The organism is Bradyrhizobium sp. GW821-FHT13H06, assembly GCF_058803975.1.
Map to the genome: position 1 here is coordinate 240355 of NZ_JBXAPN010000006.1, position 26495 is coordinate 266849.

Annotated in this window: 24 protein-coding genes; 12 read left to right on the plus strand and 12 right to left on the minus strand. The window is 66.4% G+C overall.

What is annotated here, in order from left to right; genetic code table 11:
- Positions 1-3 precede the first annotated feature (3 nt).
- Positions 4-1152 carry an acyl-CoA dehydrogenase family protein gene (locus tag AC1RQP_RS25025; RefSeq protein ID WP_492938947.1) on the plus strand — a complete coding sequence of 383 codons (1149 nt, stop codon included), beginning with the start codon at positions 4-6 and terminating at the stop codon, positions 1150-1152.
- A 15-nt stretch (positions 1153-1167) separates the two neighbouring features.
- Entirely contained in the window at positions 1168-2364 is a 1197-nt protein-coding gene (locus AC1RQP_RS25030) for an acyl-CoA dehydrogenase family protein (RefSeq protein WP_492938949.1), read from the plus strand.
- A gap of 104 nt (positions 2365-2468) precedes the next feature.
- On the opposite strand, the gene AC1RQP_RS25035 is transcribed toward AC1RQP_RS25030, so the two are convergent.
- The 3 genes from AC1RQP_RS25035 to AC1RQP_RS25045 form a co-directional block, all read right to left on the minus strand.
- Complete coding sequence (locus AC1RQP_RS25035; protein WP_492938951.1) at positions 2469-4793, minus strand: xanthine dehydrogenase family protein molybdopterin-binding subunit; 2325 nt, start codon at positions 4791-4793, stop codon at positions 2469-2471.
- A gap of 125 nt (positions 4794-4918) precedes the next feature.
- Complete coding sequence (locus tag AC1RQP_RS25040; protein WP_239629565.1) at positions 4919-6010, minus strand: S1C family serine protease; 1092 nt, start codon at positions 6008-6010, stop codon at positions 4919-4921.
- A 171-nt stretch (positions 6011-6181) separates the two neighbouring features.
- On the minus strand, positions 6182-7057 hold the full coding sequence (locus AC1RQP_RS25045) for a dihydrodipicolinate synthase family protein (RefSeq protein ID WP_492938953.1): 876 nt from the start codon (positions 7055-7057) through the stop codon (positions 6182-6184).
- Positions 7058-7231: 174 nt separating this feature from the next.
- Here AC1RQP_RS25045 and AC1RQP_RS25050 point away from each other — a divergent pair, with 174 nt between their 5' ends.
- The gene (locus tag AC1RQP_RS25050) at positions 7232-8368 is read left to right on the plus strand and encodes a diguanylate cyclase domain-containing protein (protein ID WP_492938955.1); all 1137 of its coding nucleotides are present in this window, start codon (positions 7232-7234) and stop codon (positions 8366-8368) included.
- A gap of 15 nt (positions 8369-8383) precedes the next feature.
- Here the strand turns inward: AC1RQP_RS25050 and AC1RQP_RS25055 are convergent, their stop codons facing one another.
- A complete protein-coding gene (locus tag AC1RQP_RS25055; protein WP_492938957.1) occupies positions 8384-9349 on the minus strand; it encodes a VOC family protein in 966 nt (321 codons plus the stop codon).
- A 183-nt stretch (positions 9350-9532) separates the two neighbouring features.
- On the opposite strand from AC1RQP_RS25055, the gene AC1RQP_RS25060 reads away from it, so the two are divergent.
- Both AC1RQP_RS25060 and AC1RQP_RS25065 read left to right on the plus strand, forming a co-directional pair.
- On the plus strand, positions 9533-10399 hold the full coding sequence (locus AC1RQP_RS25060) for a S1C family serine protease (protein ID WP_492938959.1): 867 nt from the start codon (positions 9533-9535) through the stop codon (positions 10397-10399).
- Positions 10396-10767 carry a response regulator transcription factor gene (locus tag AC1RQP_RS25065; RefSeq protein WP_035674777.1) on the plus strand — a complete coding sequence of 124 codons (372 nt, stop codon included), beginning with the start codon at positions 10396-10398 and terminating at the stop codon, positions 10765-10767. Before AC1RQP_RS25060 ends, AC1RQP_RS25065 begins: the two co-directional genes overlap by 4 nt.
- Before the next feature lie 12 nt (positions 10768-10779).
- Here the strand turns inward: AC1RQP_RS25065 and AC1RQP_RS25070 are convergent, their stop codons facing one another.
- From AC1RQP_RS25070 to AC1RQP_RS25085, 4 genes are all read right to left on the minus strand, one after another.
- A complete protein-coding gene (locus AC1RQP_RS25070; RefSeq protein WP_492938961.1) occupies positions 10780-11853 on the minus strand; it encodes a sensor histidine kinase in 1074 nt (357 codons plus the stop codon).
- On the minus strand, positions 11840-12532 hold the full coding sequence (locus AC1RQP_RS25075) for a response regulator transcription factor (protein WP_492938963.1): 693 nt from the start codon (positions 12530-12532) through the stop codon (positions 11840-11842). Before AC1RQP_RS25075 ends, AC1RQP_RS25070 begins: the two co-directional genes overlap by 14 nt.
- A 100-nt stretch (positions 12533-12632) precedes the next feature.
- On the minus strand, positions 12633-13106 hold the full coding sequence (locus AC1RQP_RS25080) for a hypothetical protein (protein WP_492938965.1): 474 nt from the start codon (positions 13104-13106) through the stop codon (positions 12633-12635).
- Positions 13107-13308: 202 nt separating this feature from the next.
- Positions 13309-15645 carry a Tex family protein gene (locus AC1RQP_RS25085; protein ID WP_492938967.1) on the minus strand — a complete coding sequence of 779 codons (2337 nt, stop codon included), beginning with the start codon at positions 15643-15645 and terminating at the stop codon, positions 13309-13311.
- A gap of 283 nt (positions 15646-15928) precedes the next feature.
- Between AC1RQP_RS25085 and atzD the strand changes: the two genes are divergently transcribed.
- Complete coding sequence (gene atzD, locus AC1RQP_RS25090) at positions 15929-17041, plus strand: cyanuric acid amidohydrolase (protein ID WP_492938969.1); 1113 nt, start codon at positions 15929-15931, stop codon at positions 17039-17041.
- A 130-nt stretch (positions 17042-17171) separates the two neighbouring features.
- Positions 17172-18641 carry an amidase gene (locus AC1RQP_RS25095; RefSeq protein ID WP_492938971.1) on the plus strand — a complete coding sequence of 490 codons (1470 nt, stop codon included), beginning with the start codon at positions 17172-17174 and terminating at the stop codon, positions 18639-18641.
- 40 nt (positions 18642-18681) lie between these two features.
- Here AC1RQP_RS25095 and AC1RQP_RS25100 read toward each other — a convergent pair whose 3' ends face one another.
- Positions 18682-19002, minus strand: coding sequence for a hypothetical protein (locus AC1RQP_RS25100; protein WP_028179329.1), 321 nt, complete (start codon positions 19000-19002; stop codon positions 18682-18684).
- Positions 19003-19152: 150 nt separating this feature from the next.
- Here AC1RQP_RS25100 and AC1RQP_RS25105 point away from each other — a divergent pair, with 150 nt between their 5' ends.
- Together AC1RQP_RS25105 and AC1RQP_RS25110 are read left to right on the plus strand one after the other, a co-directional pair.
- Entirely contained in the window at positions 19153-20061 is a 909-nt protein-coding gene (locus AC1RQP_RS25105) for a PaaI family thioesterase (protein WP_492938973.1), read from the plus strand.
- A gap of 67 nt (positions 20062-20128) precedes the next feature.
- On the plus strand, positions 20129-20494 hold the full coding sequence (locus AC1RQP_RS25110) for a hypothetical protein (RefSeq protein ID WP_492938975.1): 366 nt from the start codon (positions 20129-20131) through the stop codon (positions 20492-20494).
- A gap of 65 nt (positions 20495-20559) precedes the next feature.
- Here the strand turns inward: AC1RQP_RS25110 and poxB are convergent, their stop codons facing one another.
- The 3 genes from poxB to AC1RQP_RS25125 form a co-directional block, all read right to left on the minus strand.
- Positions 20560-22296, minus strand: coding sequence for a ubiquinone-dependent pyruvate dehydrogenase (gene poxB / locus AC1RQP_RS25115; protein ID WP_492938977.1), 1737 nt, complete (start codon positions 22294-22296; stop codon positions 20560-20562).
- Positions 22297-22403: 107 nt separating this feature from the next.
- Positions 22404-23036 carry a 2-dehydro-3-deoxy-6-phosphogalactonate aldolase gene (locus tag AC1RQP_RS25120; RefSeq protein WP_492938979.1) on the minus strand — a complete coding sequence of 211 codons (633 nt, stop codon included), beginning with the start codon at positions 23034-23036 and terminating at the stop codon, positions 22404-22406.
- A gap of 1 nt (position 23037) precedes the next feature.
- Positions 23038-23964: a 2-dehydro-3-deoxygalactonokinase gene (locus AC1RQP_RS25125; protein WP_492938981.1), complete on the minus strand. Its 927-nt coding sequence runs from the start codon at positions 23962-23964 to the stop codon at positions 23038-23040.
- Positions 23965-24183: 219 nt separating this feature from the next.
- Here AC1RQP_RS25125 and AC1RQP_RS25130 point away from each other — a divergent pair, with 219 nt between their 5' ends.
- The 3 genes from AC1RQP_RS25130 (at position 24184) to AC1RQP_RS25140 (ending at position 26490) form a co-directional block, all read left to right on the plus strand.
- Complete coding sequence (locus AC1RQP_RS25130) at positions 24184-25281, plus strand: LLM class flavin-dependent oxidoreductase (protein WP_492939274.1); 1098 nt, start codon at positions 24184-24186, stop codon at positions 25279-25281.
- Between the two features lie 57 nt (positions 25282-25338).
- On the plus strand, positions 25339-25890 hold the full coding sequence (locus AC1RQP_RS25135) for a flavin reductase family protein (RefSeq protein WP_492938983.1): 552 nt from the start codon (positions 25339-25341) through the stop codon (positions 25888-25890).
- Between the two features lie 213 nt (positions 25891-26103).
- The gene (locus tag AC1RQP_RS25140; protein WP_492938985.1) at positions 26104-26490 is read left to right on the plus strand and encodes a hypothetical protein; all 387 of its coding nucleotides are present in this window, start codon (positions 26104-26106) and stop codon (positions 26488-26490) included.
- Positions 26491-26495: the final 5 nt, after the last annotated feature.

The following is a 26495-nucleotide window of genomic DNA, read 5'->3' on the forward strand; positions in this document are numbered from 1 at the left end:
GCGATGGACCTCAATCTGAGTGACGAGCAAAGATTGCTGCGCGAAAGCGCGGACCGCTTCGTGGCCGGGAGCTACGATGCCGATCACCGCCGCAAGATGGCGAACGACCCGCTCGGCTTCAGCCCGTCGGTGTGGAAGCAATTCGCCGAGCTCGGCTGGCTGGCGCTGCCGCTTCCCGAGGAGTTCGGCGGGCTCGGCGGTGGCGCGGTCGAGATCGGCATCTTGATGGAAGCCTTCGGTCGCGGACTGGTGTCGGAGCCCTATGTCGCAACCGCGGTGCTAGGCGCGGCGCTGATCGCGAGATGCGGCACCATCGAGCAGAAACAGGCGAGCCTGCCCAAGGTGGCGGATGGATCACTGAAGCTTGCCTTTGCGCATTCCGAGCGCGCGGCCCGGTTCGATCTTGCCAAGGTCACGACCAGCGCCAACAAGACGGCGCAAGGCTGGCGCCTCGCCGGCAGCAAGGTCGCCGTGCTCGACGGACACGCCGCCGACCAGATCATCGTTTCCGCGCATATCCATGACCATCGGGGGCCGTCGGGGCGGATCGGCCTGTTCCTCGTGCAGGCGACGACGCCGGGCCTCGTCATCAGCGATTATCCGCGTCTTGGCGGCGGACGTGCCTGCAACATCGAGCTGTTCGACGTGCATCTGCCGGAAGACGTGCTGCTCGGTGACGGCAGCGATGCTCTGCCGGCGATCGAATGGGCCGTCGACCGCGCCATGGCAGCATTGGGTGCGGAAGCCGTCGGCATCATGCAGACGCTGCTGGACACGACGCTGGAATACACCAAGATCCGAAAGCAATTCGGCCGGCCGCTTTCCGCCAACCAGGTGATCCGCCACCGCCTCGCCGACATGGCGATGCAGGTCGACGAGGCCCGCTCGATGGCGCTGCGGGCCGCGTTGAAGGTGGATGCTGCGCCGATCGAGCGTGCACGGGCGGCATCGGGCGCGAAAGCGAAGATCGGCCGATGCGCGCGGTTCGTCGGCGAGCAGTCGATCCAGCTCCATGGCGGCATGGGCGTCACCGAGGAGCTCGAGGTCGGCGCCTATTTCAAGCGGCTCGTCGCCTTCGACACGCTGTTCGGCGGCAGCACCCATCACTACGGCCGCCACGCCGAGCTGAGCCGCAGGGCCGTCCCGGCCTGACACAAGGAGCGCATCATGGATCTCTCGTTCGATGCCGAGGAGCGTGCCTTCCAGAACGAGGTGCGCGGCTTCATTGCCAAGAACCTCACCGAGGAGATGAAGCGCGCGACGGCGCTGACGCCGTCGGTGTTCTCCGACCCTGACATCGGCATGGCCTGGCAGCGCGCGTTGCACCGCCAGGGCTGGGGGGCGCCCGGCTGGCCGGTCGAACATGGCGGGCCGGACTGGACGCCGGCACAGCGCTGGATTTTCGAGACCGAATGCGCGCGCGCCGGCGTGCCCAATGTCAACGTGATGGGCGTGAAGATGGTCGGGCCCGTCATCATCGGCTTCGGCAGCCCCGAGCAGAAGAACTTCTACTTGCCTCGCATCCTCTCCGGCGAGGACTATTGGTGCCAGGGCTATTCCGAACCGGGCTCCGGCTCCGATCTCGCCTCGCTGAAGACCCGCGCGGTGCGCGACGGCGACGACTACATCATCAACGGCACCAAGATCTGGACCACGCATGCCCACCACGCCAACCGCATGTTCGCGCTGGTGCGCACCAGCGACGGCCCGCGACAGCAGGACGGCATCAGCTTCATCCTGATCGACATGAAGACGCCGGGCATCACCACGCGCCCGATCCTCACCATCGGCGGCGACCACGAGGTCAACCAGGTGTTCTTCGACGACGTGCGCGTGCCGGTCGCCAACCGCGTCGGCGAGGAAGGCAAGGGCTGGACCTACGGCAAATATCTGCTCGAATTCGAGCGCGGCTCGGGGATTGCCTCGGCCAAGCTGCGCGAGGGGCTGAAGGCGATCGCAGACCTTGCCGAGTCCGACCTCACCGGCCGCGCGATCGACAGCCCCGATATCGCCACGCGCATCTCCGAGGTCGAGGTCGACATCGACGCGCTGGAGATGACGGAGCTGCGCGTGCTCTCGGCGCTGCAGACCGGGCAGAATCCCGGCGCTGTGTCCTCGATCCTGAAGCTGCGCAATAGCGAGATCCGCCAGGCCGTGACGCGGCTGGGCGCCGACGTGATCGGCCACGACGCGCTCGCCGTCGAGCCGATGCGCCCGCTCTACAAGCTCAACCACGAGCCGGCGACGCCCGAGGAGATGCTGACGGTGATGCCGGAATATCTCAACGGCCGCGCCTACACCATCTTCGGCGGCACGTCGGAGATCCAGCGCGACATCATCGCGAAGATGATGCTGGGGATTTGAGGGGCACAACACGTACCACACGCTCGATGTCGTCCCGGACAAGCGCAGCGCAGATCCGGGACGACAGCGGAGTGTGTGGCAGCAGCCAGCGCGATAACTCGACGCTAACCCGCCGCCTTCGCGTCCCGGATCGCCTGCCAGATCTTCTGCGGCGTCAGCGGCGTGTTCAGCTGGGTGATGCCGAGCTCGGCGAGCGCGTCCATGACGCCGTTGGTGACGCAGGGCGGGCCGCCGATGGCGCCGGATTCCCCGCAGCCCTTGGCGCCGAGCGGATTCGTGCGGCAGGGCGCGGAGCCGTCCAGCGTCACCTCGATCGGCGGAACGTCGTCGGCGCGCGGGATGCAGTAGTCCTGGTAGCTCGCGGTGAGGAGCTGGCCGTCGGCATCGTAGGACACGCCTTCGTACAGCGCCTGGCCGATGCCCTGCGCCACGCCGCCATGGATCTGCCCCGTCACCAGCATCGGGTTCACGGCGACGCCGACATCGTCGACCGTGGTGTAGCGCACCACCTTGGACACACCGGTCTCGGGGTCGATCTCGACCTCGCAGATATGCGTGCCGTTCGGCCAGCTCGGACCATCGACCTCACCTTCGGAATCGACGCTGAGCCTGGCGCCGTTTTCCTTCTCGGCGAGATCGAACAGGCTGATGCGACGGTCCGTGCCGACCACGGTGAGCATGCCGCCCTGGTACTCGATGTCCTCGACCGAGGTTTCCAGCACGTTGGCCGCCTTCTCGCGCGCCTTCTGGATCAGATCATTGGAGGAGACCGCGACCGCCGTGCCGCCGACGAACAGCGAGCGCGAGCCGACGCTGCCGAAGCCCATGGCGAGATCGGTGTCGCCCTGGACCACGTCGATCTTGTCCATGGGAACGCCGAGCGTGTCGGAGATCATCTGCGTGTAGGTGGTCTGCAAGCCCTGCCCCATCGCCATGGTGCCGGAGTGCAGCACGACGCGCCCTTGCGAGGTCGCGTGCAGGCTGACCTTCTCGGTGTGCGCGCGGCCGCCGGTCCACTCGATGTAAGAGGTGAGTCCGCGGCCGTAGAGCAGGCCCTTCTTCTTCGCCGCCTTCTTGCGCGCGGCAAAGCCGTCCCAGTCGGCAAGCTTCACGGCCCGATCGAGCATGTGGGCGAAGGCGCCGGAGTCGTAAACCTGGCCCGCCGCATTCGTGTACGGCAGCTGCGCCGGCTTGATGTAATTGGCCTTGCGGATCGCGCGCGGATCCATGCCGATCTTTCGCGCGGCCGCGTCGAACAGACGCTCGACGATGAAGACAGCCTCGGGGCGGCCCGCGCCGCGATAGGCGCCGACCGGGGCAGTGTGCGTCATCACCGACTTCACCTCGAAATGCACCAGCGGCAGATCGTAGACGCCGGTCTGCACGAAGGGCCCGAGCACCAGCGGGATGATGTTCGCCGCACCCGAGGAGTACGCGCCGGTGCAGCCGATCGACTTGACGCGATAGGCCAGCACCTTGCCCTTCTCGTCAAGCGCGAAAGCCGCCGTCGAGGTGAGATCGCGGCCGTGGGTGCCGCCGACGAATTCGTCGGTGCGGTCGCCGCGCCAGCGGATCTTCTTGTTCAGCTTGGTCGCGGCATAGGCGACGATGCCGTCCTCCGGATAGACGTTTGTCTTCTGGCCGAAGCCGCCGCCGATGTCGCCGACCAGCACGCGGACGCTGTCCTTCGGACGCTTCAGCACGGCTTCCGCCAGCACGTCGCGGGTCGAAGCAGGGGTCTGCGACTGCACATGCAGCAGGAGACGGCCGGACTTCTTGTCGATCTCGGCAATGGTCGAACGCGGCTCCATCGCGGAAGGCACGAGGCGCTGGCTGACGAGATCGAGCTCGACGGTGTGCGCGGCCTTGGCGAAGGCCTCGTCGACCTTGGCCGCATCGCCATAGCTCATGGCGCCGACGATGTTGTCGGGCGCCTCCGGCCACACCACGGGCGCCCCGGGCTTCACGGCCTCGACGGGATCGACCACCGCGGGCTGAACGTCGTACTCGACGACGATCGCTTCGGCGGCGCTCTGCGCCTCCACGCGCGATGAAGCCACCACTGCGGCCACGGCCTCGCCAGCGTAGCGCACGATCTCGTGGGCCAGCAGCCGGCGCGGCGGCACGGTCATCGGCTTGCCGTCGGGTCGCTTGAAGATGTTGAGCGTCGGGATGCTGCCGACGTCGTCCTTGACGAGGTCGGCGCCGGTGTAGATTGCGGTGACGCCGGGCATTCCGGCCGCGGCGCCGGTGTCGATCGAGACGATCTTCGCGTGGGCGTGCGGCGAGCGCAGCACGTGCAACCACAGCGCGCCGTCCTCCGGCTTGTCGTCGATGAACTGTCCCTTCCCGGTGAGCAGCCTCTGGTCTTCCAAACGCTTGACGGGCTGGCCCGCTCCGAAACGCAAATTGCCGGGAAGAATGTTCATTCCGTTATGTCCTCGAAATCCGGAAAACGACCGCGGCGGTTTTAACCGATTTTGCGGGCCAGACAACCGAGCCGCGGCACAGCTGCAATGCGTGCCGCGCCCCCTTTAGCCGGGCAAATCGCGGGTCAGGAACGCTCGATGTCGATGATGCCCACATTCACGTCACGGGTGTCCGAGCCCCGCTTGACGGTGAGGCGAACGGTCTTCCCGGCGCCGGCCTGCTCGAGCGCATCGGTCAGGTCGGAGAGGCGCCGCACCGGCTTGCCTTCGACAGCGGTGATGATGTCTCCGACCGCTCCAGTCGAAAAATTGACACCGCGGATCCCCGCCCGCTCGGCAGGGCTGCCGGGGGCCGTCCGCACCACGATCACCCCCTCGACGCCAAGCCGGGTCGAAACATCCTCGCCGGCGGCCACGATGCCGATGCCGGGTGTCGGCACGCGACCGTTGCGAATGAGCTCGGGCACAATCCGGTTCACGACATCCACAGGCACCGCGAAGCCAATGCCGGCATTCGAACCGGACGGGGATATGATCGCCGTCGTGACGCCGATCAGCCGGCCGGCAGAGTCCAGCAACGGTCCGCCCGAATTGCCGGGGTTGATCGCGGCATCCGTCTGGATGACGTTGGCAATCTCCCGGCCGCCATGGGTCGGAAGCCTGCGCTTGAGCGCGCTGATAATGCCGCTCGTCATCGATTGATCCAGTCCGAAGGGATTGCCGATCGCGAAGGCGGACTGCCCGACCTTCAGGTCGCTCGAACTGCCGAGAGCCACCGGCGGCGGAAGCTCACGCACGCTGCGGATCCGCAGCACCGCAAGATCGTAATTGGGGGCCGTGCCGACGAGATCGACCTGGGCCACCTCTCCCGAGGCAAAGCGCACGGCGATTTCGCCGCCATTGGCGACGACGTGATTGTTCGTCACGAGATGCCCGTCGCGATCCCAGACGAATCCCGTACCGGACGAGCCGCCCTGGCCTTCCTCACCCATGAGAGGATTGGCCGCGGATTTCACCGCCACCTGGACGACCGAAGGAGACACGCGCTCGAAGATTTCGATGGTCGCCTTCTCGCCATCGGACAGCGGACCGCGCTGCTCGACCGCGCGTGCGGAGGGCGCCGCCCATGGGACAGGGACATGCAGGACTTTTGCGGCGGTGACGGCAAGCAGCAGGGCGGCGAAGGCTGCCGCGGCAATCGCATAGCGACGATTCATCGGTGACCACCGTCTCCAGTGCTGAATACGGCCTTGGGATGCATATGCATGGGGTGACAGATCCGGCTTACGCAGCAACGTCGCAAACGAACGGAAGTTTCCCGGTTGGGCAGGTAAGGGCTTTTCTGGCTCATGCACGGGTGCCGGGGCATATTGCCGCGCGCCAAACAGCTAGGTCAGCTCGCGCAGTGCCATTTCCACGACCTTCCGCGCCTCGGCCGTGAGCGGCGCCTGCGGCGGGACGGGGTCGCCGACGTCGTAGCCCTGGATCGAAAGCCCCGCCTTGATGCAAGCGGCGAGGTTGAAGCGGGCGAAGGCTTCGTTGATGCGCCACAGCCGGCGCTGCAGCGCCATGGCCTCGTCCCAGCGGCCGGCCTTGCAGAGGTCGTACAGCGCGACGCTCTGGCGCGGGATGATGCAGGCCGGGCCCGCCATCCAGCCGCGGCCGCCGATCAGCATCACTGCGGCGGGGATATGAGCCGATGCCGAGAAGACCTGCAAGGCATCACCGCAGCGGTTCATGATCGAGAGCAGCCGGCCGGTGTTGGTCGAAGCATCTTTGATGTAGCCGATGCGCGGATGTTCGGCGAGGCGCGCAATGACGTCGAGGGTGAGATCGGAACGCTGAAATTGCGGATTGGTGTAGATGACGACGGGGATGTCCACGGCATCGGCGATGGCGCGGAAGTAGCATTCGACCTGGGCATCGGCGAGCGGGAAATAGGCTTCCAGGATCGCCAGGATGCCAGCGGCGCCAAGCCGCTCGTAGGCTTTCGCCTGCGCTACCGCATCCGCCGTCGAGGTGGACGCAACGCCTGCGATGACCGGCACGCGGCCCTGCGCAGCCTCGATCGTGGTCTGCACGATCGCCGTGCGTTGCTCGGCGTTGAGATAGGCGAATTCGCCGGTCGAGCCCAGCGGCGTCAGGCCGTGCACGCCGGCGCCGATCAGGTCGTCGCAGAGCTTTGCGAGCACGTTGGTCCGCACCGTGCCGTCGGCATCGATGGGCGAGACGAGATAGGGAAAGACACCGTGGAATTCGGACATGTCAGGTGCATTCGGGACATCAGGCCGCCATGGCGCCCCTCAACCGCTGCTAACACGAGGCAAAATCGCCAGCAAGCCTGTGCATTGACGACTTTTTAAGGACGTTGCGCAGCAACGATCATCTCGTGTCCCTTCCCTACCCCTTATTAGGAACAAGCAGAGATGGTGCCGGCCATGTCTCTGACAATGTTGTCCAGATTCCTGCATCCCGATCCGCGCATCCGGCGCGAACTCGTGGATCTCCTGTACACGTCGCTTCCGCAGGTGTCCGCCATTGGCGTCACGTCGGTGACCGGTGCAGCCGCGCTGACGCTCATGAGCGGCGATACCGGCTATGCCGTAATCTCTGTCTTCATCTTCATCACGGCCGCAGCCCGCATCGCTTCCCTGTTCCGCTACAAGTCGCGCGCCGCGCAATTCTCCGATGCCGACGTGATCCGCTGGGAAGGGCTCTACGGCGCCGGCGCGTCCGCCTTCGGCCTTGCGCTCGGCATGTTGTCTTTCCGTGCGCTCCAGCTCGACGACGGACCCGGCGCCTGGATCGCGTTCGGGCTTTCGATGTCCTTCTGCGTTGGCATGGTCTCGCGCGCTGCGATCCGACCCTGGATCATCCTGACCACCGCCGCGGTGCTGTTGATGCCGACCATCCTGGCCGGCCTGCTCCGCCCCGAGTTCGCCTACAAGCTCGGCGCAGTCATGCTGGTGTTCTTCTGGCTCACATTGCGCGAGGCGTCCAAACATCTCAGCGCCGCCTTCGTCGAGCGGCTCGAAGCAAAGCACCGGCTGGCGCGCCAGGCGACCCATGATTTCCTGACGGGACTGCCCAACCGCGCCGCGTTCTTCCAGGCGCTTGCGGAGACGCGCGGAAACTTCGCGATCATCGCCATCGACCTCGACGGCTTCAAGCCTGTCAACGACCGCCACGGCCATCACGTCGGCGACGATCTGTTGCGCCAGGTGGCAGAGCGGCTGTCGGTCTGCATCGGCGGGACCGGACTTGCCGCGCGCTTCGGCGGCGACGAGTTCATGATACTCAAGCCGGTTGCCGGCGGCGAGGACGGCCGCGAGGAAGCACTCGCCCTGGCGCGCCGGGCCATTCTCGATCTTTCGATCCCGTTCCTGCTGACCGACATCCCGGTCCGCATCGGCGCGAGCGCAGGAATTCTCGTCAGCGCCGGCGCTGCAACCGCCGGTGCGACGGCGCAGCTTCTCGAGCAGGTCGACCGCGCCCTCTACGCAGCCAAACGTGCCGGAGGCAGCCGCTGCGCATGGGCGGATGAGGACATCCGCCTCGAACGTGCAGCAGGCTGAAGCTGCCGCCTTCGATCAGGCCTTGAGCAGCCGCACCCGCGTGCCCCATGGATCGATCGCCTCCACACCATTCGCAAGCGCGGTGAGCTGCGCGCCGCCCTTGCGCAGGCGTTCCTCCTGTGCGGCGAAAATGTCCTGCTTCGCCGTCACCAGCGAGAACCATGCAAGGCCCGTGGTGGCATCGTCGCGCCGGCCGGCGCCCTGGCTCTGCCAGACATTCATGCCGAGGTGATGGTGATAACGGCCCGACGACAGGAACGCGGCGCCGCTGCGCTTGCGCGTCGGATCAAGGCCGATCGTACCGTGATAGAAGCTCTCGGCCTGCGCCAGGTCGCCGACGCGCAGATGCATGTGGCCGACGCGCAAGCCGTCCGGCGCCCTGGCATAGTCGGCGACGCGTGTATTGGTCAGCGACAGCAGGTCGGGGATGTTGAGCTCGTCGGTCGCCATCTTGACGCTGCCTTCGCTCCATTGCCATTGCGAGGGATCGCGGTCGGCATAGACCTCGATGCCGTTGCCCTCGGGGTCGTCGAGATAGACGGACTCGCTGACGAGGTGATCGGCAAAACCCGACAGCGGCACGCGATGCGAGGCGGCATGCACCAGCCAGCGCGCGAGGTCTTTTCGGGTCGGCATCAGCAAGGCGGTGTGGTAGAGGCCGGCGGCATTGCGCGGCTCGATTTCCGCATCGGGACGGGCCTCCAGCACCAGCAGCGCTATGCCGGCCGTGCCGAGCTTCGCGGCGGTCGCTGAACGCTCCATCACGGCAAGCCCGATCACGTCGCGGTAGTAGTCCGCAACCTTGTCGAGATTCTTCACCCGCAGCGTCACCATGCCGACCCGCATCGGCGTGCGGCTGGCAAAGGTCGGCCCGCCGCCTTGAGGAACGCCCTCGGCGCGCGCCGCGGCTGCAGCCGCCATCGCGAGCGAGGTTGCACCGGCGAGTTGCAGCAGGGTGCGGCGGGTGAGATCGATGGTCATCGGTCAGGGCTCGTTCGAAATGGTTGAGGCCATGCGGCGCAATGTCGGCCGATTGCTACACGTTCCCGTGAGCGGGTCCCAATCACATGTTCGTCGGCCGCGCGGAGGGAAGTCCTGGCCACCCGGCCAGTTTCGCACGCGCCCGCGATATCCCAGATTGAGGACAGCTTACAGGAGCCTGCCATGACCGCCCCTACTCCCCTGTCTTCCCTGTCGTCCGCCCTCGCGGACATGGTGGCGCGCACGGCGCCGTCCATCGTCTCCGTGCATTCGCACCGCTCCCGCGCCACCGGCTTCGCCTGGAAACCCGGCCTGATAGTCACTGCCGACGAGGCACTGGCGGACGAGGGCGCGGTCGAGATCGGCCTTGCCGACGGAAGCACCGCGGCCGCCACGATCGCCGGCCGCGACCATACGACCGACATCGCGCTGCTGCGCGTCGATGCCGCCGTCGCGCCGGTCAAGCTCGCCGCGACGGTCCCGCCGCTGGGCGCCTTGTCGGTGGTGGTCGCCACCCATCGCGAGACGCCGAGCGCCGCGCTCGGGATGGTGTCGGCATCCGGCAAGAGCTGGCGATCCTTGCGCGGCGGCGACATCGATGCGCGGATCGAGCTCGACGTCCGTCTGCGCGGCAGCCAGCAGGGCGGCCTCGCGCTCGATGCATCGGGCGAAGCTTTCGGCATGGCCGTGCTCGGACCGCGGCGCGTCCTGGTGATCCCGACGGCCACGATCGAGCGCGTCGCGGCGCAATTGGAGGCGCGCGGCCGCATCGCGCGGGGATATCTCGGCCTCGGGCTCCAGCCGGTGCGGCTCGACGACGGCATCGGCGCCATGGTGATGAATGTCGACAAGGCCGGCCCCTCGGCCGCGGCCGGCATCCGTCAGGGCGACGTGATCGTCGCGGTCAACGACCAGAAGCTGTCCGGCGTGCGGGCGCTGGCGCAGACGCTGGGACCTTCGAGCGTCGGCACGGTGGTCGATGTCGCGGTGCGCCGCGGCGGCGAGCCGGCCAGCTTCAGGGTCACGGTCGCCGAGAGGCCGGAGGCGTGAGCGAGGACAAGACGGCCGAGATCGTGCTCGCGCTGGAGATCGACGACCCCGCCCTCGCCGATCGCCTGACGGCGCTGCTCGGCAATATCCCCGGGCTTCGTCTCGCCGCGCCCGGCGAGCAGGCGGCCGCAGCGATCGTCGCGCGCGATCCGCGCATCATGCCCGAGGACATCGCGCTGACGCAGCGCGAGCTCGACGTGCTGGCGCTGATGGCGGAAGGTGCCTCGAACAAGATGATCGCGCGTCAGCTCGGCATCTCCGTGCACACCGTGAAATTCCATGTCGGCTCGCTGCTGGACAAGCTGGATGCCACCGGCCGCACCGATGCGGTGGCGCACGCCGCGCGTCGCGGCGTGATCGAGCTTTGACGCCGCCAAGCCTCACGGCGCTGGCGCCGCCGGGAAGCTGAGCTCGACCGTCAGGCCCGGCGCATTGTCATGCAGCGCAATCTCGGCGCCATGAAGGTGCGCAACCGCGGCGACGAGGCTGAGGCCGAGGCCATTGCCCGGCGTGTAGCGGCTCCGTTCGAGCCGGTAGAAGCGCTTGAAGACGTGATTGCGCTGCTCGGCCGGAATGCCCGGACCGTCGTCGGCGATCGTGATCACCGCAGCGCCATCGGCTCTGCGGCAGGTCACGGTCACCTGCCCGCCCTTGCAGCCGTGCTTGATCGCGTTGTCGACGAGATTGGCAATGGCGTCGAACAGCAGGTCGCGGTCGCCCGTGATCGCCACGTCGCGCTCTCCGGCAAGGCTGAGCTTTGTAGCAACCTGCTCGGCGGCGGCATCGTAGAGCTCGACGACCTCTCCGGCGATCTCGGCAAGATCAAGCGCGCGGAAGGCGCCGGTGCGGGCGCGGGTCTCGATCTCCGAGATCCGGGTGATGGAAGCGAACATGCCGAGCACGGCATCGAGATCGGCGATCGTGTCCCCGATCAGCGCGGCGTCGGTCTGGCTGTTGCGCGGGGCGTGATAGGCCTTTTCCAGCCGGCCGCGCATGCGCGTCAGCGGCGTCCGCAGATCGTGCGCGACGTTGTCGCTGGCCTGCTTGACCTCGCCCATCAGCGTCTCGATGCGGTCGAGCATCTGGTTGAGGTTTTCGGCGACGCGGTCCCACTCGTCGTTGCTGCCGCGCAGGGGGATACGCTGGTCTAGGCCGGAGAGCATGATGGCTCGGCTGGTGGCGTTGATCTGTTCGATCCGTCCGACCGTGCGCCGCGTCACCAGCACGGCCGCGAGCCCGGCGAGCACCAGCAGCAGCATGGCGACCGCGACCATCGCGAGCTCGATCATGCCGGTGAAGCCGTCATGATCGACGGCCCCGAGCCGGCGCTCTACGTAAGCGAGCGTCCCGAAATAGACATAGGCCATGATCGCCGCGACGATCAACCCGAACGCCGCGATCGCGATCAGCGCGAGGCGGAAGGTCGAGGAGCGAAGGGTCTTAGCCAGGAGCACGGAGGCAATATCCGATGCCGCGGATGGTATGAATCAGCGGATAGGCCTGGGCATCGTCGACCTTGCGACGAACGCGCCCCACATAGACGTCGATGATATTGGTCGACGGATCGAAATGCAGGTCCCAGACGTGCTGAAGCAGCATCGCGCGAGATACGACGCGGCCCTCGTTGCGGACGAGATATTCGAGCAGCTGGAATTCGCGCGGCAGCAGCGGAATCTTGCGGCCGCGGCGGCTGGCGCTGCGTGCGATCAGGTCGATCGCAAGATCGCCGACGCGCAGAAGCGTCTCCTTGGCGATGGTCTCGCTGCGGCGGCCGAGTGCTTCGAGCCGCGCCAGCAATTCGGTGAAGGAGAACGGCTTGACGAGATAATCGTCGCCGCCGGCGCGCAGTCCGCGCACGCGGTCGTCGACTTCGCCAAGCGCGGAGATGATCAGGAACGGCGCGGCGATGCCATCGTCGCGCAACCGGCGCATCACGCTGATGCCGTCGATATCGGGCAGCATGCGGTCGATGGTGATCACGGCATAGTCACGCGTGGCGCCGTGGCTCAGGGCTTCGCGGCCATTGGCTGCGAGGTCTACGTCGTAGCCCGAAACCGTCAGCTCCTCGACGAGCTGACCTGCGGTTTCCGGATCGTCCTCGACGACCAGGATGCGACGGTGACCTCCGCTCATGACAAGCTCCGCGCGACGATCGCCACCAGACTATCCCGTTCCGGGGCTGAGCGGAACCGCCCGGTGGCGATCGCGACAATGGTGCGGTACGGCGATGCGACTACCAGTAGTCTCCGCACACATTGACCCATTGCCACCCATAGGGCGTCCAGCTCCTGCTCCAGCAGCCGTCATTGTAGCCGGCGTAGAAATAGGGCGCGCCGAAGACGGCGAAACGACGGAAATGATGGTGATGGAAGCCGTGGCGGCCGTGCCAGCCTGCGCCGGCGAAGCGCGGACCGATCGCCGCATGCGCGAAACGCGAGCCGCCGATGGCGGGCCCGCCGACGTGAGCGAAACGTGCGCCGCCCATGCCGCCAGCCCGCATGCCGCCGAAGCCGCCGGCGTGCATGCCACCGCCGAAATGGCCGCCACCACCGAAATGGCCGCCACCGCCAAAGCCGCCATGACCGCCACCGCCGAAGCCACCACCGCCATGGCCTCCGCCACCGCCACGGGCGAGCACCGGTGAAGCGAGCGCCATCGCGGCGGCGACCGTCACCGCGGTGAAGCCTTTGAGAAGCCTGTTGTTCATCGAAGCATCCTCCTTGCAGTGCGGCGATCACCGCGCCGCACGAGGATGGTCAGATGAAAGGAAGGGACCGGCACCTTCAACTTACAAACACGCCAGATTCTGACGCGGGTGTCAGGAAGGCACCGCTCTCCCCACGTCAATGCCGACGTGGATAGAGCTTGATCTGATCTCTCCCCGCAACGAGCGGGGAGAGATCGAGGGCTCACACCCGCTTGCCGCCGCTCTTCTCGGCCGCACGTCGCAGCGCCTCCGCAAGCGCACCGCCGCCCGAGGACTCCTGCTTGCGCGGCGCCGACGAGGTCATGCGGGCAGGATTGCGTGAGCTGTTGTCGCGCTGCATGCCGGGAGCATCCTTCTTCGCGCCGACCTCGTCGTCGAGGCGCAGCGTCAGCGAGATGCGCTTGCGGGCGACCTCGAAGTCCAGCACCTTCACCTTGACGATATCGCCCGGCTTCACCACCTCGCGCGGATCCTTGATATAGGTCTTGGACATCGCCGAGATGTGCACGAGGCCGTCCTGGTGCACGCCGATGTCGACGAAGGCGCCGAAGGCGGCGACGTTGGTGACGGTGCCCTCGAGGATCATGCCCTTCTTGAGGTCCTTGATCTCCTCGACGCCCTCCTTGAACACCGCGGCCTTGAACGCGGGGCGCGGGTCGCGGCCCGGCTTTTCCAGCTCGCGCAGGATGTCGGTGACGGTCGGCAGGCCAAAAGTCTCGTCGACGAAATCCTTCGGCTTGAGGGTACGCACGATCTCGCTGCTGCCGATCAGCGCCTTGATGTCGCTCTTGGTCGCCGCGAGAATCCGGCGCACCACCGGATAGGCTTCCGGATGCACGCCGGAGGCGTCGAGCGGGTCCTCGCCACCGAGGATGCGCAAGAAGCCCGCGCACTGCTCGAACGCCTTGGGCCCGAGCCGCGGCACGTCCTTCAGCGCCTTGCGGGACTTGAACGGGCCGTTGGCGTCGCGATGCGCCACGATGCTCTGCGCAAGGCCTGCGCCGACGCCCGACACGCGGGCAAGCAGCGGCGCAGAGGCGGTGTTGACGTCGACGCCGACGGCGTTCACGCAGTCTTCGACCACCGCATCGAGCGATTTTGCGAGCTTGGCCTGGCCGAGGTCGTGCTGATACTGGCCGACGCCGATCGCCTTGGGCTCGATCTTGACGAGCTCGGCCAGCGGGTCCTGGAGCCGCCGCGCGATCGAGACGGCGCCGCGCAGGGTGACGTCGAGGCCGGGCAATTCATCCGAGGCGAAAGCCGAGGCCGAATAGACCGACGCTCCGGCTTCCGAAACGACGATCTTCGTCATCTTCAATTCGGGCAGGCCCTTGACGAGGTCCGCGGCGAGCTTGTCGGTCTCGCGCGAGGCGGTGCCGTTGCCGATCGCGATCAGCTCGACACGATGCTTCAGCGCGAGCCTGCCGAGGGTCGCCAGCGACTCGTTCCACTGCCGCTGCGGCTCGTGCGGATAGATCGCGGTGGTATCGACCACCTTGCCGGTCGCGTCGACGACCGCGACCTTGACGCCGGTGCGGTAGCCGGGATCGAGCCCCATGGTGACGCGGGTGCCTGCTGGGGCGGCCAGCAGGAGGTCGCGCAGGTTCGAGGCGAACACGCGCACGGCCTCGGTCTCGGCCGAATTCCACAGCCGCATGCGCAGGTCGATGTTGAGATGCACCTGGATCTTGGTGCGCCAGGCCCAGCGCACGGTGTCGACCAGCCAGCGGTCGCCGGGGCGCTTGAGGTCGGCGATGCCGAACCGCTTCATGATCTTCAGTTCATAGGCGCTCGGCACGCCCGGCGGCGGCGCCTCCGCCTCGGCCTGGATCTGAAGATCGAGGATCTCTTCCTTCTCGCCACGGAACATCGCGAGAATGCGATGCGATGGCAGCTTGGTCAGCGGCTCGGAGAAATCGAAATAGTCGGCGAACTTCTCGCCCTCGGTCTTCTTGCCGTCGCGCACCTTGGAGGCCATGCGCGCGTTGGTCCACATCTCCTCGCGCAATGCGCCGATGAGGTCGGCGTCCTCGTCGAAGCGCTCGACCAGGATGGCGCGGGCGCCGTCGAGCGCGGCGGCGGCATCCGCAACGCCCTTCTCGGCGTTGACGAAGCCTTCTGCCACGACCTTCGGATCGTTGCCGGGCTCCGCCAGCAGCTGATTGGCGAGCGGCTCGAGGCCCGCTTCCTTGGCAACTTCCGCCTTGGTGCGGCGCTTCGGCTTGAACGGGAGATAAATGTCTTCGAGGCGAGCCTTGCTGTCGGCGGCCATGATCGTGGCTTCGAGGGCTGCATCGAGCTTGCCCTGCTCGCGGACCGATTCGAGGATGGCCTTGCGGCGGTCCTCGAGCTCGCGCAGGTAAACCAGACGCTCCTCCAGAGTGCGCAATTGCGCGTCGTCGAGCGCACCGGTCGCTTCCTTGCGGTAGCGGGCGATGAAGGGAACCGTGGCGCCGCCGTCGAGCAGCGTCACCGCCGCCTCGACCTGCTCGGCGCGAACCCCAAGCTCCTGCGCAATTTTGTGGTTGATGTTTGCCACGCGAGATTCCCTCTATCAAAGCACGCGACGCAGGGCGAAAACCACCGGCCGCGGGACGCCGCTTATGGACCAACCGAGGTTGATTCATCAAGGTGGGGCGCGCAACCGTCGACAGAGGATTTTTTTCGTGGGATCGATGCGATCTCGCCACATTCGTGGGGACGCGCGGCTTCCCTCTTGCGTCGCGGCAGACCAGGATAGCCGACCCGCCATCCTGCTTGACAGGAGCCGCCGTTCAGCGGCTGTTTGCGCCGCCGGGCCCCTGAACTCCACAAGGACAGTCATGCGTACAACATCGGTCGGCGTCTTCAGGATCGCCACCACGGGCCCCGGCGATGTCTCCGGTCTGATGGCCATGATCGGTTCGGGCACGATCGACCCGCGCGAGATCCTGGCGGTCCTCGGCAAGACCGAGGGCAATGGCGGCGTCAACGATTTCACGCGCGAATACGCCGTCAGCGCCCTGTGCGCGGCGCTGGCACCCCACCTCGACCTGCCGCCGCGCGAGGTCGAGCAGCGCATCGCCTTCGTGATGTCCGGCGGCACCGAGGGCGTGCTCAGCCCGCACATCACGGTGTTCACGCGCCGAACCGTCGACGCCCGTCCGGCAGGCCCCACCGGCAAGCGGCTGAGCATCGGCATGGCGCAGACACGGGATTTCCTGCCCGAGGAGCTCGGCCGCTCCGCGCAGATCACGGAGACGGCGACCGCCGTGAAGGCCGCCATGGCGGATGCCGGCATCAGCGATCCCGCCGACATCCATTTCGTGCAGATCAAGTGCCCGCTGCTCACCAGCGATCGCGTCGCGGCTGCAGCGGCGCGCGGCAACAAGACAGCGACGACCAGCGCCTACGCCTCGATGGCCTATTCCCGCGGCGCCTCCGCGCTCGGCGTCGCCGTCGCGCTCGGCGAGATTGCAGCCGATCTCCGCGATGAGGACGTGCTGCGGCGCTATGATCTGTTCTCGTCCGTGGCCTCCACCTCATCAGGCATCGAGCTGATGCACAACGTCGTCATCGTGCTCGGCAACTCGGCGGCATCAGCAAGCGAATTCGAGATCGGTCATGCCGTGATGAGCGACGCCATCGACGCCGCCGCGGTGACCGCGGCGCTGGAAAGCGTCGGACTCCGCATCGCGTCGCAGGCAACGAAGGGCCGCGAGCTCGTCAACATCTTCGCCAAGGCGGAGGCCTCTCCTGATGGCAGCGTGCGCGGCTTTCGCCACACCATGCTGGAAGACACCGACATCAGCTCGACACGCCACGCCCGCGCAGCGGTCGGCGGCCTGATCGCTGGCCTTGCCGGCACCGGGGCGGTCTACGTGTCCGGCGGCGCCGAGCACCAGGGTCCGCCGGGCGGCGGGCCGGTTGCAGCGATTGCACGACTGTCGGATTGATACGACCCGGCATCTTCCGGGGCTTGCGACCTGTCCGCCCCACGCAACCCTGCCCTTCGCGCCGGCTCGGTTGATTCGGACCGTTCCTTGCGAAAGGAAGATAGCCTCTATCCAAGAGGATTTTGACGTCATGACTTTGCCGATGAGCTGGAATGAATGGGCGCAGCACGACGGAGTCGCGCTGGCAGGGCGCGTCCGCAAGGGCGAGCTGACGGCGAAGGAATTGGCGCGGCAGGCCGCGGCAGGCGTTGCCAAGGTCGATCCGGCATTGTCGGGCGTGGTCGAGCTGTTCGAGGACGTGATCGCCGACCCCGCCAAGGATGGCGCCAACCTCTCCGGCCCGTTCGCGGGCCTGCCCTTCCTGATGAAGGATCTTGGCCCGACCATGAAGGGCCGGCTCCAGGAGATGGGCTCGCTGCTGATGCGCGGCAATCGCGCCAGCGCCGACACGTTCCTGACCGGAAAATTCCGCCAGGCCGGCCTCAACCTGATCGGCCGCACCACGACGCCGGAGTTCGGCGTGTGCAGCTCGGCCGATAATCCCGCCGTCTACGTCACGCGCAATCCCTGGAATACCGACTACACCACCTGCGGCTCATCCGCAGGCAGCGCCGCGATGGTCGCCGCGGGCGTGGTGCCGATCGCACACGCCACCGACGGCGGCGGCTCGATCCGCATTCCCGCCGGCGTCAACGGCAATATCGGGCTGAAGGTCTCGCGCGGCGTGTTCTCGCTCGCCCCGCAGATGTCCGATCTCACCGGCCTCGTCTCGATCCAGGGCTGCCAGTCGCGCTCGGTGCGCGACACCGCCGCCTTCGTCGACCACGCAAGGGGACCCGCGCCCGGCGAGTTCATGCCGTTCTGGACCACGGCGCAGCCCTATTCCGAGATGATCAAGCGCGATCCCGGCAAGCTCCGCATTGCGCTCTCGCACACATGGGGCGATTACACCGCGACGCCGGAGATCGCCGCCGAGCTGGAGAAGGCCGGCCGCTTCCTCGAAGGGCTCGGCCATCATGTCGACTATGCGCTGCCGGAGATCGATTTCCGTGCCGCGTTCGCGGCGCAGACCACCTGCTACATCTCGAATTTCGCGGTAGTGATCTCCAATATGCTCGCTGCGCGCGGGCTGGAAAAGCCGCCGGAAGATCTGATCGAACCCATGAACATTCGCATCTGGGAGGCCGGCCGGCACACGAGCTTCGCCGAGCGGGCGAAGATGCAGGGCGTGTTCAACACGACCTCGCGCGGCTTCGGCGCCTTCTTCGAGCAGTGGGACGTGATCCTGACGCCGATCACGGCGCTGCCGACGCCGAAGGTCGGCACCAGGGAATACCTCACCATCTCCGACAATCCCGACGTGCTCGACTGGTTCGGCAATCTCTGGCGCAACTTCGCCTTCACGCCGCTCGCCAATCTCTGCGGCATGCCGGCGATTTCGATGCCGATGGCAACCCAGGACCACGGCCTGCCGCTCGGCATCCAGGCCATCGCCAAGCAGGCCAATGACGGCCTCTTGCTGCAACTCGCCGCCCAGATCGAGCGCGCGCTCGACGGCAAGTGGAACGGCGGCAGGAAGCCGAAGGTGCATGTGAGCTGACGGGTGCGCGATCGCACCGACATGCGATCGCGCTCCTGCCTCAGTTCTTTACTGTCGGAATTTCCTCCGGGCGCGGCTGCTGCTGGCCCTGCTGGTACATCGCCAGTGCCTTGTCGAGCGCTTCGCGCAGCGCCAGCGCCGCGGCCACGCTGCAACGCAGGTGCGCGGTCTGGACCACGTCGACCCTGACGGCGGCGCCGACCGGCATCAGGAGGTTTGCGGCGAGCTCGATCTGGATCGCGCCGTTGTGGTGACCGAAGCAGGATGCGCCGTCGAAATAGATGATCGGCGCCCGCTCCGAGCTCGAGGTGGAAATCGTGACGGGCCCCTGATTGGTGCCGGGTGTCTCGGGGTCGGTCATGGGCGCTCCTTGCGGGCATTGGACGAACGAAGCGCCCACCATCGTTGCTTTGGCCCGCCCTGTCGAGGCCAAACCGCCTCCGGCAAGGGGTCCCGAGCAAGGCACAATCGGGGTTTTGCGCAGCGCGCGGCACTGGTCTAGAACATCGCCATGTCCACTGTACCTGTCACGCTCCCGTTCAAGGAACTCGCCGAAGCCATCAAGGGCCGCCGCTCCGATTACGGCCACATCAGCGGGCTCCAGCTCGACCGCTTCGCGCCCGCCGAGGCCTGGTCCAGCCTGCCCTACCGGCCCGTATTCGTCGGCGACACCGAGACCGGCGTGCTGCACGGCGGCGTCGTCACGGCGATGCTGGACGAGAGCTGCGGCATGGCCGTGCAACTCGCGCTCGACGGCACGCGCGCGATCGCAACCCTGGACCTGCGCATCGACTACCAGAAGCCGGCGACGCCGGGCCTCGACATCAAGGCGCATTCGGTCTGCTACCGCACCACACGCTCGATTGCCTTCGTACGCTCCACCGCCTATCAGGAATCCGAGGACGATCCGGTCGCGACCGCGACGGCCTGCTTCATGATCGGCGCCAACCGCACCAACATGCTCGCGGACCGCAGGATGGATTCGCGCAGCATTCCGACGCTGGAGGCGCCGGAGGATCCAAACGGCCCGTTCGCGAACAGCCCGTTCGCGCGCTGCCTCGGCATTCGCGTCAACGACGACGGCACGCTGACGATGCCGTTCTCGCCGAAGATCATCGGCAATCCGATCCTGCCCGCGATCCATGGCGGCATGACCGGCGCCTTCCTGGAGACCACCGCGATCGTCGGCGTGGCGCGCGAGCTCGGCGCTGCCGCGCCGCCCAAGCCGATCGGCCTCACCGTTAACTATCTGCGCTCAGGCCGTGCCCTCGACACGTTTGCCGACGTCTCGATCGTGAAGCAGGGCCGGCGCATCGTTGCCTTCGAGGCGCGGGCCTGGCAGGACGATGCCGCCAAGCCGATCGCCACCGCTTTCGGTCACTTCATGCTGCGCCCGACGCCGGGAAGTGATGAGGAATAAGCGCATTTTGACTTGACGACCGAAGTTCCGGCCACAACGATAGCGCGTCCCCGCGAGAGGTATTGGATTGCGGCATCCGCTCGACATCGTCGCCATGTTCGCCGCGCTCTGGCTGCTGGCATCGATGGTGCTCGACGCGCTGACGCCGAAGGAGCTGACGGCGATCATGATCGCGGTCGCCATCGGTCCCGCCATCATCATCACCGCCGTGTTCTACTACCTGCGCTGCCCGCGCATGGACTTTGCGGTGATGTTCGCAGCGCTGTGGCTGATCTCGGATATTGCGATTGCGTTCGTCTCAGCGAAGGCGCTGCCGCATTTCCTGATCGCGCTCGGCTTTGTGCCGGCGCTGCTGATCGGCATCGCGCTGCACTGGCAGCGCTTCCAGCGCCGCCATGAGCAGATGCCCGTGCCATCGGTGAAGCGGGGCTGAGGCCCGCGCAGTCCGTGGTTCACCTCGCCCGGTGGGAGAGGTGAACCGAACCGCCTCGGCCGAAATCAGCGCGGCAAGAGATTGGTCTTGGCGAGGTCCAGCACCTCGTCGCCGCGGCCGTTCATCACCGCGCGCAGGACCCAGAGGCTGAAACCCTTGACCTGCTCGGCCGTGATGGTCGGCGGCATCGACAGCTCCTGCTTGGCGGTGACGACGTCGAGCAACGCCGGCCCATTGTGCGCCAGCATCTCCTTCATCGCGCCCGGGAGCTCGCCGGGATCCTCGACGCGTTTCGCGAAGATACCCATCGCGCGCGCCATCGCGGCGAAATCGGGGTTCTCCAGATCGACACCGGTGTCGACGAACCCCGCCGCCTTCATCTCCAGCGCGACGAAGCCCAGCACGCCGTTGTTGAACACGACGACCTTCACCGGCAGCTTCATCTGCGTCAGCGTGATGAGGTCGCCCATCAGCATGGTGAAGCCGCCGTCGCCGGAGAGCGAGATAACCTGGCGGCCGGGCTGCGCGGCCTGCGCGCCGATCGCCTGCGGCATCGCATTGGCCATCGAGCCGTGCACGAAGGAGCCGATCAGCCGACGGCGGCCGTTCATGTCGAGATAGCGCGCGGCCCACACGGTCGGCGTGCCGACGTCGGCGGTGAATACGGCATCCTCGGACGCATGGTCGCTGATGACCTTGGCGAGGTATTGCGGATGGATCGGCTTGCTTCCCGGCGTGCCCCTGGCGAGCGAATCGAGCCCTTCGCGGGCCTTCTTGTAGTGCGCGACAGCATCGTCGAGATGCTTGCGCTGCGTCTTGGTCTCGAGCAGCGGCAGCAGCGCCTCGATGGTGAGCTTGACGTCACCGACGAGGCCGAGATCGATCTTGCAACGCCGGCCGAGATTTTCCGGGCGGATGTCGATCTGCGCGATCTGGCAATTGGTCGGGAAGAACTGCTTGTAGGGAAAATCGGTGCCGAGCATCACCAGCGCGTCGCAGGCGTGCATGGCGGCATAGCCCGATGAGAAGCCGATGAATCCGGTCATGCCGACGTCGTAAGGGTTGTCGTACTCGACATGCTCCTTGCCGCCGAGCGCATGCACGATCGGGCTCTTCAGAGCTTCCGCCAGCTGCATCAGCGGCGCATGCGCGCCGGCGCAGCCTCGGCCGCAGAACAGGGTGATGCGCTCGGCGGCGTTCAGGAGGTCCGCCAGCGCCTTCAGCTCATCGGCCTGCGGCACGACCTTCGGCGCCGACAAGGCAAGGCCGCGCGCCGTCGACAGCTCACGCTTCGGAGGACTACGGAAGGCGACGTCGCCGGGCATGGCAACGACGGCAACGCCGCGCAGGCCGACGGCGGCACGAATCGCGTTCTCCAGCACGTAGGGAAGCTGGCTCGAATCCGAGACAAGCTCGCAATAATGACTGCATTCGCGGAACAGGTTCTGCGGATGGGTCTCCTGGAAGTAGCCGCCGCCGATCTCGGCGGTGGGGATCTGCGCCGCAATCGCCAGCACCGGAACGCGGCTGCGGTGAGCATCGAACAACCCGTTGATCAGATGCAGATTGCCCGGGCCGCAGGAGCCGGCGCAGACTGCGAGGCTCCCGGTCATCTCCGCTTCGCCGGCCGCTGCAAACGCTGCAACCTCCTCGTGCCGGACGTGGATCCACTCGATGGTGCCGCGACGGCGCAGCGCTTCGGTCAGCGCATTCAGACTGTCGCCGACGATGCCGTAGATGCGCTTGACGCCAGCTTGCTCGAGCGTTGCCACGAAAAGATCGGCTACGTTGTTGATCGCCATGTCGGTCTCCTGCTTCAGCCAGTCGCATGTGTACGATGCGCAAACATCGGTTGCGACACCGCAATCGACAATAAGCTATGACACGATCATGGCTTGTCTGTTCCGGCTCAACTTTTCGCAATCGCCCGATCGTAGGCCGCGATTGTCACCCTCGCGCGAGCTGCGACATCCGCCGCCGTCATGCCGGGCTTGTAGAGGCTGGAGCCGAGCCCGAACGCCGTCACGCCGCCCTTGATGTACTCCGCAAAGTTCTGGTCCGAGACGCCGCCGACGGCGGCGATCATCACGCCGGCCGGCAGCACGGCCCTGATCGCGGCGATGCCGGAGGCGCCGAGCACGCTCGCCGGGAAGAATTTCAGGCTCGACGCACCCGCGCGCGCGGCGAGCAGCGCCTCGGTCGGCGAAAACACGCCGGGCATCGTCACCATGCCGTGCTGATGCGCGCGCGCGAGCACCTCGGTGTCGACATTGGGCGAGACCATGAGCTTGCCGCCGACGTCGTCGAGACGATCGACATCTGCCGCGGTCAGCACCGTGCCGGCGCCGATCAGCACGCCGGCCGGCGCCTGCTTCACCGCCATCGCGATGGAGCGGAACGGATCCGGCGAGTTCAAGGGAATCTCGATCGCGGTCATGCCGGCTTCGATCAGCACGCCGACAATGGCCTCGGTCTCCTCGGGCTTGACGCCGCGCAGGATCGCGACCAGCGGCCGCTTCATCGGCGGAAAGGCAACGCTCATCTCAAAAATCCTTCTGTTTCGTCCAGATCGCGGCAGCCGCCATCGATAAACCGCGGCGGACGGCTTGATCCGCATCGACCGGCCTTGCGGTCACCGACAGCGCCTCGAAAGCCAGCCGGTACAACACCGCGAGCCGTCCCGAAGCAATCAGCATGACACCCGCTTGCGGTTCGGTGCCGGAGAGCCCTGCCGCCAGCTCGACACCGATCAACGTGCCCGATAGCGTCTCGCGCGCCGCCGCCGGCGTGCCGCCGAAGAGAAGCTGCCGCGATCGCGCGCCGAACAGGAGATTGGCCGCGAAGGCCGGCGCCTCGTACGCGGCCTTCACTGCCGCCCTGAAGCTCGCGACATCCTCGGCGTCGTCTGCGCCGGCGACCGCGAGCGACAGGATCGTCTCGCGCGAGACAGCACTGAACAGCTCGCCGGTCATGAAGGTCGAGAAATGCGCGACCGTGCCGTCCTTCACGCGAACCCATTTCGAATGCGTGCCGGGCATGCAGACCAGCGTCTCTCCCGCGGCATCGAGGCCGAGCGCGCCGAGCAGTTGCGTCTCCTCGCCGCGCATGACGTCCGGCGCCTTCGGGTCGCGCTGCGCGATGCCCGGCAGGATCCGGATATCGCGCGTCTCGCCTGGCACGCGCACGGCCTGCTTCAGAACGGCAGAGAGCGGAGCCGGCGTGTCGACATAGCCGGCCTCGACCCAGCCGGTGCGGGCACCGGCCATGCCGCAAACGAGCACCGGCACATGATCCGGCGCTTCGACCGCCGCGAGATGCGATCGCAGCACCGCCGGGAAGCCGGCCTTCGCCGCGGCCAGCATGCCCTCGCCGCTGCGGCGCTCGGCCAGCACCTGGCCGGCGCCATCGATCAGCCAGAGCCGGAAGCTGCTGGTGCCCCAGTCCGCCGCGACATAAGCGGGTTCGGTCATGTCAGGTCTCTCGTCCTCGTCTCACGGCTAAGACACCGTCTCGCGACAAATGAGACGATGTCTTGCAGGCTCCCGTCGAGATACCGGCTATTGCGCGGGCAAACCAGCGCTTTCTCTTCGATTTGGGGCTCCGCCGCGCTGGCACACCGCTTGCTGAAGGCTGGTCGTTCAACGCCGTCAACGCGCGACAAGACGCGTCAACATCAGATGAGGAAACCCATGGAGATCGGCTATTTCACGATGCCTTCGCATCCGCCGGAGTGCGGGTTGAAGGAAGGACACGATTGGGATCTGCAGGTCCTGCGCTGGCTCGACGAGCTCGGCTATCAGGAAGCCTGGATCGGCGAGCATCACACCGCGCCCTGGGAACCCAATCCCACGCCGGACCTGCTGATCGCGCAGGCGCTGATGCAGACCAAAAAACTTCGCATCGGACCGGGCGGCTTCCTGCTGCCCTATCACCACCCGGCCGAGCTCGCCAACCGCGTCGCCATGCTCGACCATCTCTCCGAGGGCCGGCTCAATTTCGGCGTCGCGGCTTCGGGACTCCCGAGCGACTGGGCGATGTTCAACGTCGACGGCATGAGCGGGCAGAACCGCGACATGACCCGCGAGGCGCTGGAGATCATCCTGAAGATGTGGAGCGATCCCGCGCCCTGGACCTACAAAGGCAAGTTCTGGACGGTCTCCAAGCCGGACACGATGTTCGACTTCCTCAAGCCACACATCAAGCCGCTGCAGGCGCCGCATCCGCCGATCGGCGTCGCTGGCCTGTCGAAGAACTCGGACACGCTGAAGCTCGCCGGCGAGCGCGGCTTCATCCCGATGAGCCTCAACCTCAACCCGGCCTATGTCGGCAGCCACTGGGACTCGGTCGAGATCGGGGCCGCCAAGACCGGGCGCAAGCCGAACCGGCAGGACTGGCGGCTGGTGCGCGAGGTGTTCGTTGCCGACACCGATGAAGAGGCATGGAAGCTCTCGACCGGCGACATGATGGGCCGGATGATGAGCGAGTACTTCCTGCCGCTGCTCGGCCATTTCGGCTTCAAGGACTATCTGAAGCACGCGCCCGACGTGCCCGACAGCGACGTCACGGTCGAATATTGCGCCAAGCGGAACTGGATCGTCGGCTCGCCCGCGACGGTCGCCGAGAAGATCGAGAAGATCTACGACGAGGTCGGCGGCTTCGGAGTGCTCTGCGTGTTCGGCTTCGACTACAAGCACAAGCCGGAAGCCTGGCACCACTCGCTCTCGCTGCTCAAGAACGAGGTGATGCCGCGCCTGAAGCATCTCGGCTCCGCGAAGAAGGCGGCTTGACCGACAGCGGGTGCGGCGCGATCGTGCCGCACCCGCATTCATTTCGGAGATCTCGGCGTGAGCGTGGACGCAAAGGATTTCAAGCAGGCGATGCGCCAATGCGCCGGCGCCGTGGCGCTCGTCACCGTGGGCGCCGAGCACGGCAAGCGCACGGGATTGACGGTTACCTCGGCCTGCTCACTGTCGGATAACCCGCCCTCGCTGATCGTCTGCGTCAACCGCAACGCCAGTGCCTATGCACGCATCCGCGAGGAAGGCGCCTTTGCGATCAACTTCCTGCACGAGGATCACGCGGTGCTGGCGCTGACCTTCAGCGGCCAGAAGGGCGTCAATGGCGACGATCGCTTCGCCTTCGGGCAATGGACGCGTGGCGTGACCGGCGCACCGGTGCTGGCAGACGCGGTGGCCGCGTTCGACTGCGTGCTGGCGCAGGAGTTCGAGACCACGACGCATTCGATCTTCATCGGCGAGGTGCGCAGCGCTTCGCATTCGGCGGCGACGCCGCTGGTGTATCTGCGCAGCAATTTCCACACGCCGCGCGAGATACGGGAAGGGATCTCGCTCGGCGATCTCGATGCACGCCATCTGAGCTGGACGGATTTTTCGTGAGAGAGCTGCCCTCTTGCCTTCTCCCTTGTGGGAAAGTCAATAGCGGGAATTGCCGAGCAAAATCAATCGGCAATCGTTCGCGTGTATGGCTGGTGTAAAAAGTAGAAATCGCTGACAATGCGGGGGACATCAGTGTCGCGCCGTCACGCAGATCAGCGCCTTATTCACGCCCGGCCAATACTTCAGAGAATCGCGCGTGCATCTGTGCCAGCTATGTTCCGCGCCGATCTCACCCTTCTTGCCGAAGCACCAGCCCGAACGAACAGCGATCCTATAGGCACCATCGCGCGCATCGCAGATGTCGTTGATGCAGCCAACCGTCCTGCATTGCCTAAGATCAACATTGATCTGCCGTACCTCAAGCGGCTGTGGCGTCGGCAAAAGGGCTGCTGTGCGCTGACAGGAGCGCCACTCGAATTCAGCGGTCCGTTCGGCGTCACCATTGACCGCACCACGCCAGCACGCGGTTATACGAAGCGGAACGTTCGGCTGGTTGGGCGCAGTGCCAATGCCGCCAAACACGGTATGACAACCGCCGAATTTCATTGCTTTATCATCCAGTCATATCGCTGGCTTCGGCTAAAAAAGCTGGCACGCTGACGTCT